Annotated in this window: 1 protein-coding gene; it reads right to left on the minus strand. The window is 64.9% G+C overall.

Annotated elements, in window-relative coordinates; translation table 11 throughout:
- Positions 1-6,973, minus strand: a 6,973-nt coding sequence (locus AACY42_RS27630; protein WP_339483660.1) for an amino acid adenylation domain-containing protein, incomplete at both ends; no start/stop codon positions are given.

A 6,973-nucleotide genomic window follows, 5' to 3' on the forward strand; every position in this document is an offset into this window, starting at 1 on the left:
CCCCGGGCACGCCCACTGGCAGCAATTGCCCGTGAGTGTCCAGCACATGCAATTGCATGTTGCGAATCGGCCGGCCAATGGGGATCGACTGGTGCCGGTAGGTCTCAAGGTCACTGTCGGCGGTGTACCAGGCAACCACGTCGCTGCACTCGGTCGGCCCGTAGCTGTTGATCACCGTTGGCCGTGGCTGGGCGAGTTTTTCCAGCATGGCGACCTGGATCGGCTCGCCCCCCAGCACCACGCGTTTCAGGCAGGTAAGGCCTTGCTGATGGTCGGCGTCCACCAGCGCGTGGAAGGCGCTGGGGGACATATTGAGGTGGCTGATCCCGGCCTCGGCGACCTGGGCGACGATGGCGCCGGGGTTGAACGGTTCGGCGGCCAGGTGCAGCGTGGCCCCGACCATCAGCGGCGCGAGGATGTTCTTCTGGGTCAGGTCGAAGTTGTAGGAGGACGCCAGCAGCACCGCGTCGCCGGCGTCGAAGGCCAGGTCCTCGAGGTACCAGTCCAGCAAGTTGCGCAGGCCGCGATGTTCGACCATCACGCCTTTGGGCAAGCCGGTGGAACCGGAGGTGTAGATCACGTAGGCCAGGTGGGCCGGCGTCAGGCCGGTGACCTGCGGGGTATGCTCCGGCTCGTCTTGCCACGGGCCGGCGTCCAGGTCGATCAATGGCACCTGGACCTGCGACAAGAGCCCGCGGGTCGCAGCCTGGGCCAGCACCGCAGCCGGCTCGCTGTCGGCCAGCATGTAGGCAATCCGCTCGGCAGGATAAGCCGGATCCAAGGGCACGTAACCACCGCCCGCCTTGAGAATCGCCAGCAGCCCAATCACCATCTCGGCGCTGCGCTGGACACAGATCGCCACGCGCGAGTCCGGTTGTACGCCCTGCTTGCGCAGGTAATGAGCCAACTGGTTGGCGCGCGCATCCAGCTGCCGATAGCTCAACGCGTGCTCGCCATGCAGGACGGCCACGCTGTCTGGCGTGCGTTGGGTCTGGGCTTCGAACAGCCCGAGAACGGTCTGCTCCTGGGGCTCATCGACACCACCGGTATTGAACTCGGCCAACAGTTCCAGGCGCTCGCTCGGCGGCAGGATCGAGAGTTGGTGCAACGGCGCCTCTGGCGTCTGCTCAAGCATCCGGACCAGGCCTTCCAGCGCCTGCCGTACATACCCGCACAGCCGCTGGGCACCGATGCGCGCCGGGGTCATGACGGTGAAGCTGAACCCCTCGCCCTGGTCATCCACCGACAACGTCAGCGGGTAGTTGGTCCGCTCTTCACCGCCCAGCACCTGGATACCGTCCCAAGCCGACAAGGCGTCGGCGGAAGCGGCGGCGCCGGTGTGGCGATAGTTGAGCAAGGCACTGAACAACGGCGTCGGCGCCTCCACACCGCTGCAACGTTGCGCCAGCACCAGCGAGGCATGCTCATGGCCGAGCAAGGCGGTCAGGCGGGCATGGGTCGCTTTCACCCCGGCACGGACACCGGTTTGCCCCAAATTCACCCGCAACGGCAGCGTATTGATGAACATCCCCAGTGCCCGATCGGCCCCCTCGCCACCCTGCATCCGTCCCACCAACACGGTGCCAAACACCACGTCGTCGCGACCCGACACCGTGCCCAAGACCTGGGCCCAGACCAGGTGATACAGGCTTGCCGCGCTCACCCCGAGCTGACGGGCCTGGACCCGCAGCCGACGGCTGAGGTCGGTCTCGACATCCTGGCGCACTTCTTCAATGCCGCTGCCGTCGCCTTGTACATCCTGCAAATCGAACGGCAACGTCGGCTCGTCGACATCACCGAGCATGTCGCAGAAAAACCGTTCATGGGCTTCGCGGCCCACGCCCAACCGCGCCTGGGCCACGTAGTTGCGGTACGGCACCGATGCTGGCAGGTGTTGTGCCTGGCCGAGCATATGCGCCTCGATTTCCGCGGACAGCACGGCCAGCGACGTGGCGTCGTCCACCAGGTGATGGAACAACAGCATGCCCACCCAGCGCTGGTTGGCCGGATCTTGCGCATAAGCGACCCGCATCAGCGGCGCCTGGCGAATGTCCAGGCGATAGTGCCGAGGGTCGAAACGCTGATGCAGCTGCACGGCAACCTCCCCGGCTGCTGGATCCAGCTCAACCGCCTCGACCACCAGCCGCACCTCGCGCCAAACCACCTGCATGGGCTCGGCCAGGCCTTCCCAGAGCACGCCGGTGCGCAGGATATCGTGCCGGCAGATGACCGCTTGCAGCGCTTGGGTGAAATGGTCCACGTGGGCGAAGCTGTCGAACGCAAACATCACGTATTGCAGGTAGGGATCGCCCTGAGCCGCGGCGATGTGGTGATACAGGATCCCCTCCTGCAACGGCGCCAGGGCGTAGATGTCCTGCACATTGCCCACGCCACCCGGCACCGTGGCCACGATCCGGTCGATGGCGTCCTGGTCCAGATCAGCCAGGGGCAACATGTCCGGGGTGATCCGCGTGCAACCGTCCGGGATGGCGTTGCCCGGTACCGCAACTTCCGTGTGCCCGCCCACCGCGGCAGCCAAGGCCGCCAGCGTCGGCTGGCCGAACAACACGCGAACGTCCGCCGCCAGGTCGATCTGGCGCATGCGCTCGATCAACTTCACCGCCAGCAACGAATGGCCGCCCAGCTCGAAGAAGTTGTCGTAACGGCCGATCCGCTCAAGGTCCAGCAGGTCTTGCCAGATCGCGGCGATGACCGCCTCGGTCTCGCCTAGCGGCGCTTCGTATTCGCGGGCCGCCACCGCTGACTGATCCGGCACCGGCAAGGCCTTGCGGTCGAGCTTGCCGTTGGTGGTCAACGGGAACGCCTCGAGGACCACGAACGCACTCGGTACCATGTAGTCCGCCAGCGACGCCAACAATTGTGTACGCAGCTCAGCGGCTGACGGTCGGGCGCCGTCTGCGGCAATCACATAGCCCACCAGGCGCTTGTCGCCCGGCGCGTCTTCACGGGCAATCACCAGCGCCTCGCTGATACCCTCGCAGGCCGTCAAGGTCGCTTCGATCTCACCCAGCTCGATACGGAAGCCGCGGATCTTCACCTGATCGTCGTTGCGGCCCAGGTACTCGATGCTGCCGTCCGCCAGCCAACGGCCGAGGTCGCCGGTCCGGTACAGGCGCGCCCCTTCACAGCCGCTAAAGGTGTCGTCGATAAAGCGTTCCTGGGTCAACTCGGGCCGGTTCAGGTAACCCCGTGCCACGCCCGCCCCGCCCACGTACATCTCACCCACCACGCCCACCGGCACCGGCTCGCGCCGGGCGTCGAGCACATAAAGTTGCAGGTCGGGAATGCGCTTGCCAATCGGGCTGACGCCAGTCAACTGCGCGTCGGCCGCTTCGAGTGGACGATACGTCACATGCACCGTCGTTTCGGTAATGCCGTACATGTTCACCAACTGCGTCCCAGCGTTGCCTACACGGGCATACCAGGGCTTGAGCATCCCGGTTTCCAGCGCTTCACCGCCAAAGATCACCTGGCGCAGGCTGTGCCGCAGGTCGCTCTCCCCCTGGGCCACGATCAGTTGCCGGAAAGCGCTTGGCGTCTGGTTCAGCACGGTCACACCGGCCTCGCACAGCAGCGCGTAGCAGTCTTGCGGCGAACGACTGACCAGTTGCGGCACCACCAGCAAGCGGCTGCCATGGATCAATGCGCCCCAGAGTTCCCAAACCGAGAAATCGAAAGCGAAGGAATGGAACAGCGCCCAGACGTCTTGCTGGCCGAACTCGAACCAGGGCTGGGTCGCCGAGAACAGACGCGCGACGTTGCGGTGTTCGACCATCACGCCCTTGGGCAACCCGGTGGAACCGGAGGTGTAGATCACATACGCCAACTGCGACGACGTCAGGCCCGGTACGTGCGGGTTAGCGGTGGACTGGCTGCGCAACGCCGGGCTATCGAGCTCGATCACCCGTACGGACTCTTCGGCCAGCAGCGCCTGGGTGGCGGCATGCACCACGATCGCCACGGGGGAACTGTCATCCAGCATATAGGCGATGCGTTCTGCCGGGGAAGCCGGATCCAGCGGTACGTAGCCGGCGCCCGACTTCAAGATGCCCAACAAGCCGACGATCATGTCCAGGCCGCGTTCGACACAGATCGCGACCCGGTCATCCGGGCAAATGCCCAGCGACAGTAGGCGATGGGCGACTTGGTTGGCTTGGGCATTGAGTTCGCCGTAGGTCAGTGTCTGATGCTCGAACAGCACCGCCACCGTGTCGGGTTGCGTTGCGACCTGGGCCTCGAACTGGCGATGGATCAACGCGTCATGGGCATACGTCGCTTCTGGCGAATTCCAGGTTCCCAGCAGTTGCTGGCGTTCGGCCGCCGGCAACACCGCGAGGTTGCGCACCGGCGTTTGCGGCGCGTGCTCCAGCGTGTCGACCAGGCTCTGCAGGGCCACCTGCATATAGTCACAGATGCGTTGCGCACCAATCCGGGACTCGACCTGCGCCGTCAGGCTGAAGCCTTCGCCCAGGTCATCGACGTTTAGCGTCAACGGATAGTTGGTGCGCTCCTCGCTGGACAACATTTGCATGCCGCTCCAGGCCGACATGACCTCATCGGTCACCTGCAGCGAACTGTGGCGCAAGTTCAGCAGCGCACTGAACAGCGGCGCTGGCGAGGCCACGCCACTGCAGCGTTGGGCCAAAGCCAGGGAAGCATGCTCATGCCCCAGCAACCCGGTCAGGCGCGCATGCGTCGTCTTCACCGCATCACGCACACTTTGCCCATCCACGGGCACGCAGATCGGCAAGGTATTGATGAACATCCCCAGGGCTCGGTCGGCCCCATCGCCGCTTTGCATCCGGCCCAACAGGACCGTGCCAAACACCACGTTCTCCTGGCCCGACGCCACGGCCAGGACCTGGGCCCAGGCCAGATGGACCAGGCTGGCGGCACTCACGCCAAGTTGCCGGGCTTGAGTCCGCAGGCGCAGGCTCAGGGCGTCATCGACAAACGTCTTCACTTCTTCGATGCCGTGCCCGTCACCCTGGACCTGGGCCAGGCCGAATGGCAGCGTCGGCGCGTCGATATCGCCGAGCATCTCGCGGAAAAACGTTTCGTGCTCCTGTTCGCTCGTGCCCAGGCGAGCCTGGGCCACGTAGTTGCGGTAAGGCATCGCTTCGCCCAACTGCTCGTCCTGGCCCAACAAGTGCAGTTGCATTTCATGCTGCATCACGTCCAGGGCCGTGTGGTCCAGCGCCATGTGATGGAACAACAGGATCGCCACCCAGCGATCCTGGGCCTCGTCCCGCGCATAGGCCAGGTGTAACAAGGGTGCCTGGCCCAAGTCCAGGCGATAGTGGCGTGCATCGAAACGGTTGGCCAGTTGCGTGGCAATGTCTCCCGCCGTGGTGTCGGGAGTGATGCATTGCGGTTCCAGCACCACCTGGCGCCAGACCACTTGCACCGGCTCATCCAGCCCTTCCCAGACCACACTGGTGCGCAAGATATCGTGGCGATCGATCACCACTTGCAGCGCCCCGATGAACGCGTCGAGGCGTTCACGGTTGTCGAAGGCAAACTGTGACTGCAACACGTAGGGGTCGCCTTGTTCGGCGGCCAAGTGGTGATAAAGGATGCCTTCCTGCAACGGCGCCAGCGGGTAGATGTCCTGCACGTTGCGCGCCCCACCCGGCACGGTGGCGACGAGTCGGTCGATGGCGTCCTGGGACAGCTCGACCAATGGCAACAGTTCGGGGGTGATGCGTTCGCAACCCAGGGGAATCAGGTTCGCCGGAACACTGACTTCCCTGCCGCTGCCAATCGCCGCGGCCAGTGCCGCCAGGGTCGGTTGGCTGAACAGCACGCGCACGTCGGCGCTCAAGCCGGCCTGGCGCATGCGTTCGATCAGCGTCACCGCCAGCAGCGAATGCCCACCCAGTTCGAAGAAATTGTCGTGGCGACCGACCCGCTCCACTTTCAGCAACTCGGCCCACATACTGGCCAAGACGTGTTCGATCTCGCCCTGCGGCGCCTCATAGGCCTGACTGGCGTAAGCCTCGGCATGCGGCGCCGGCAGGGCCTTGCGGTCCACCTTGCCGTTGAGGGTCAACGGGAATGCCGGCAGCAGCACGAAGGCGGCAGGCACCATGTAGTCGGTCAGGGTCGCCGACAATTGCTCGCGCAACCCGGCCGCGGTCAGCGTGACCTGCGGCAGGGCAATGACATAGGCCACCAGGCGTTTCTCGCCCGACTCGTCGCTGCGCATCAGCACCACGACGTCCTTCACGCCGTCGCAGGCCACCAGTTTGGCTTCGATCTCGCCCAGCTCGATGCGCAAACCACGGATCTTCACCTGGTCGTCGTTACGCCCCAGGCACTCCAGGCTGCCGTCCGGCAACCAGCGGCCGAGGTCGCCGGTGCGGTACAGCAACGCGTCAGGTTCATGGCTGAACGGGTCGGCGATGAATTTCTCCGCCGTCAGGTCCGGCCGGTTCAGATACCCTTTCGCCACGCCCTTACCACCGATGTACATCTCGCCGACGACACCCAGCGGTGCCAGTTGCTGACGTGCATCGAGCACATAGACCTGGGTGTTGGAGATCGGCCCGCCAATGGGCACGCATTCGGCATCCCCAGCCACGGCCTTCACCTCAAGGGTGGTGGCGTAGGTGGTTGTTTCGGTCGGGCCGTAGCAGTGCACCAGGCGCAAACTCGGCGCCAGGTCCAGCAAACGCCGGAACGACGCCACATCGGCCCGCTCACCGCCACACAACAGGATGCGCAAGCGGCCAATGGCCTGGGGAATGAGCTGCACATACTGGTTGAAGATCGCCGTGGTCACGAACAGCACCGTGACGCCCGAATCCTCCAGCACCTGGGCAAACTGCGCAGGTTCCAGCAAGGTTTCATGGTCGATCACCACCACTTGCCCGCCATTGAGCAACGCGCCCCAGACGTCCATGGTACTGGCGTCGAACGCCGGGTTGGAGGCGAAGGCAATGCGGTCGTG

It is taken from the genome of Pseudomonas sp. RL_5y_Pfl2_73 (assembly GCF_963970515.1).
GTDB lineage: Bacteria > Pseudomonadota > Gammaproteobacteria > Pseudomonadales > Pseudomonadaceae > Aquipseudomonas.